Below are 3,491 nucleotides of genomic sequence, written 5' to 3' on the forward strand. Positions count from 1 at the left end.
GTGGTGTGGTGACCAGGTTCAGGCACTCGGTGAGCAGGCGACGGGTGGCGGGGGAGGGCGGGTCGGGGTCGGGGTCGGCGTAGGCGGTGGTCAGGTAGCGCGCGGGGTCGGTGAGGCTCCAGCCGACGACGGTGCCGTGTTGGACGAGGAGTGCCACGTCGGGCGCGATGCCGATGCGGGCCTTCAGCGGCTCGTCGAGGACGTCGAGATCGCGCAGGGAGGTCAGCACGGCATCGCCGGGAGCCCGGCACAGCACCGTGCACATTTCGTGCCGGAAGTCTTTGACCTCGTCCGCGCGGAGCCCGCCCGGGTGTACTTCGGGCGTGGCGGGAAGGCGGGCCGCATCCTCGGCTGAGGCGGACTCTTCCGGAATCCGGAATTCAGCCCCGACCAGCCGTCGGCCGCTCGGGGCGAAGCGGAAAACGTCAGGAAGATCCCACAGCCGGCCCTGGCTGCCGAACGTGTCCGCGAGGAATTTCTCCCGTTCCACCCTGTCCGCATAAGGGGAAACGATCAGGAAGGTCCCGAGGAGACGGGGAACGAGGTCGAGCGGTTCGCCCGTCACCGTCGCGGACCAGCCGCCGTCGAACTTCAGTTTCGTCGTCATCACTGCCTCATCTGATCTGTACTGCCGGAGGCTGGAAGCGGCCGTCCTTGGCGGGAATCCTGCCGTTCACGATGTCCTCGTGCGTCACCGGGGCGCCGGGGTCCGTGGGTTTCCCGCCGAGCGCCGTGGCCCCGGACTCGCCCTTGACGCCCGACGGTCCGTAAGCCGTGATGGCCTGGCCCTGGGTGTTGCCGGGACCGTCGATCACCACGATGTCGCCACCCTGTCTGAAGGTGAACGTCGCGGCCGTGCCTGTCGAGTGGTACACGGCGTCCGGGTTCTTGAGGATTTCGAGGACCCGTTCGTCGCTGAAGGCGTGCCGGGTGTCCCCGTGGTAGTCGTGGCGCTTCCTGAACCCGCCGTTCTGTGCTTGCTCGGCGATATCGTCCAGGATCTTGTTGACCCGCTTCTGGGCCCGCTCCTCCTTCGTGTACTTGGGCATGAGGCCATGCGGGTCGCACCCGATGAACGGGTTGTCCACGTAGGCGACGGGGTTCGGGGCGGGGGCGAGGCCGAGGGGGTCGGGGGAGGTGTAGCGGCCGGTCTCGGGGTCGTAGTGGCGGAAGTGGTTGTAGTGGAGGCCGGTCTTCGGGGTCGTAGTACTGGCCCGGGAAGCGGAGAGGGGTGTAGGCGCTGCTGTTCCGGGGCCAGGCCGTGGTGCCCCAGAGTGTGCTCCGGGTGCGCCAGGCGATGTCGCCCGTCTCGTCGATGAGTTCGGTCGGTGTGCCGATGAGGTCGGTGGCGATGGCGAAGAACCGGCGGTCGATCTCCTCCTGGCGGTTGTCGGCCGTGAGGATGCGTTCGGTCTGGGCCAGGGGGACGACGTCCCGGTGGTCCCAGGTGAGGGCGACCACGGTCGGGGCGTCCGGCCGGTGGCTGGTCTGTTCGCACAGAGTGAGGCCGTCCCAGGTGAAGCGGGTCTCCTCCAGCACGGTCTCGCCGTCGGCCGCCAGGCGCTGTTTCGCGGTGCGGCGGCCGAGCGGGTCGTAGCGGTACCTCCAGCGGGTGCCGTCGGGGGTGGTGACGGAGGTGAGGCGGTTCTCCGTGTCCCACGTGTAGCGCCAGGTGTCGGGCTTGCGGGAGAGGCGGGTCTTCTGCCGGAGGACGACGCGGCCGAGGGCGTCGTGTTCGAAGCGAATGTCTCCGGCGCGGGTGAGGGTGGTGCCGGTGTAGGCGCGTGGTCCGGTTGCCTCGTGGCCGGGGTGGCGGGACGGCCAGGACGCCGCGGTTTGGTTGCCGGCGTCGTTGTAGGCGTAGCGCTCCGTCCATCCCCGGGCGTGGACGGCGGTGACCCGGCCCGCCCGGTCGAGATCGAAGGCGCGGGTGCCCTCCAGCGGGTCTGTGACGGAGACCAGGTGGCCGTCGGCTCGGTAGGTGTAGGCGCGGCTGCTGACGTCGCGCCCTCCGGCGGTGATGTGCTGCGCCGAGAGCCGTCCGGCCGCGTCCCGGGCCGACGTCATGGTGAGGGAGTCGCCGAAGACCCGGGCGAGTTCCCGGCCGGCCGCGTCGTGCGTGAAGTCGATCCGGTGGGCGCCGCTGGTCAGGCGGTGGGGCAGGCCGTCGGCGCCGTAGGCGTAAGACGTGACGTGACCGGTGGGTGTGGTGCGGCGCGTACGGCGGCCCAGGATGTCGTAGGCGTACAGGATGGGCCGGCCGTCGACCAGTTCGGTCTTGGTGAGTCCGCGGCGGTCGTACTGGTAGCGCAGTTCGCTGTCCGGTCCGGCTGCCTCCACCAGGCGCCCGGCCCGGTCGTAGGCGTAGGTCGTCACCCGGCCGTCGACGTTCTTGCGGACCACCTGTCCGAGCCGGTCACGGAGTGTCCGTCATTCGGACGCTCAGGTCTTCAGGAGTAGGTTCACATGCGCGTGCCCTCACCGGAGCCGGACGGCGTCGTGCCGCCCGGTGTCCGCGTCGTTGCCATGGACGGGGCAGGCCGGTGGTTCACGGCTTCCGCCTGGGCGGCCGGTTGGCGCAGTCCTCGACCAGTTCGGCGATGAGCGAGAGTAGGGCGTCGACGCGGTGCCGGTCCTCGCGTTGGTCGCGCAGGGTCCGGTGTATCGCCCGGAGCCGGTCCAGGGCGGCCGGAACCCGGTCCCGCACCTCGTCGAACAGCGGCGTGGTGATGAGGTCGAGGCATTCGGTGAACAGGAGCCGGGTGGCCGGCGCTGGGGGAGCCGGGTCGGGGGCGGCGAAGCCGGTGGTCAGGTATCGCGCTGGGTCGGTGAGGCTCCAGCCGACGACGGTGCCGTGCTGGATGAGGAGTGCCACGTCGGGGGCGATGCCGATACGGGCCTCCAGCGGCTCGTCCAGGACGTCGAGGTCGCGCAGGCAGGTGAGCACGGTGTCTCCGGGGGCGCGGCACAGCTCAGTGGTCACCTCCAGGCGGAAGTCCTGGGCTTCGTCCGCGCGAAGGCCGCTCGGGTGGACGGGTGGTGTCGCGGGAAGGCGGGCGGAGTCCTCGGCGTCGGCGGCCTCACCGGCGATGTGGAACTCGGCGCCCACCAGTTCCCGGCTCGCCTGATCGAACCGGAGTTCGTCAGGCGTGTCCCACAGCCACGGCTGACTGCCGAAGGTGTCCAGGAGGAACTGCCCGCGTTCCTCGACGTTCGTGTACGTCGCGATACGCACACGGAACTCCCGGAAATCCAGCGCCGGGTTGATGTGCAGCGGATCGTCCGTCACCGTCGCGTTCCAGTCGCCGTCGAGGGTGAGTTTCATGGTGAACGTTCCCCCGTCCTGGGCGACTTCACGGCGTGAGAACGTCCCGTGTCGAACTCGGTCACCAGTTTCCGTAGTCGTCGACCATGGTGGCGATGAGGTCGAGCAGGGCGTCGGCTCGGTGCCGGTCCTCTGGTTGGTTGCGCAGGGCTTCGTCGGCGGCCCG

The 3,491-nt window shown here is 69.9% G+C and carries 2 protein-coding genes and 1 pseudogene; all 3 read right to left on the bottom strand.

Annotated elements, in window-relative coordinates:
• Positions 1 to 607 (bottom strand): hypothetical protein (locus tag KBZ10_RS28880; protein WP_210990702.1); only part of this gene is annotated, 607 nt, incomplete at its 3' end.
• A gap of 7 nt (positions 608 to 614) precedes the next feature.
• Positions 615 to 2,421: pseudogene (locus KBZ10_RS28885) on the bottom strand (RHS repeat-associated core domain-containing protein); the annotation flags it as partial.
• A gap of 127 nt (positions 2,422 to 2,548) precedes the next feature.
• Positions 2,549 to 3,325, bottom strand: coding sequence for a hypothetical protein (locus tag KBZ10_RS28890; RefSeq protein ID WP_210990703.1), 777 nt, complete (start codon positions 3,323 to 3,325; stop codon positions 2,549 to 2,551).
• Positions 3,326 to 3,491: the final 166 nt, after the last annotated feature.

Origin of the sequence: Streptomyces sp. F63 (assembly GCF_018070345.1) — a bacterium.
Classification (GTDB): Bacteria; Actinomycetota; Actinomycetes; order Streptomycetales; family Streptomycetaceae; genus Streptomyces.

Coding starts and splice junctions, on each gene's coding strand:
- KBZ10_RS28890 (WP_210990703.1), bottom strand. CDS start 3,325: ATGAAACTCACCCTCGACGGCGACTGGAACGCGACGGTGACGGACGAT.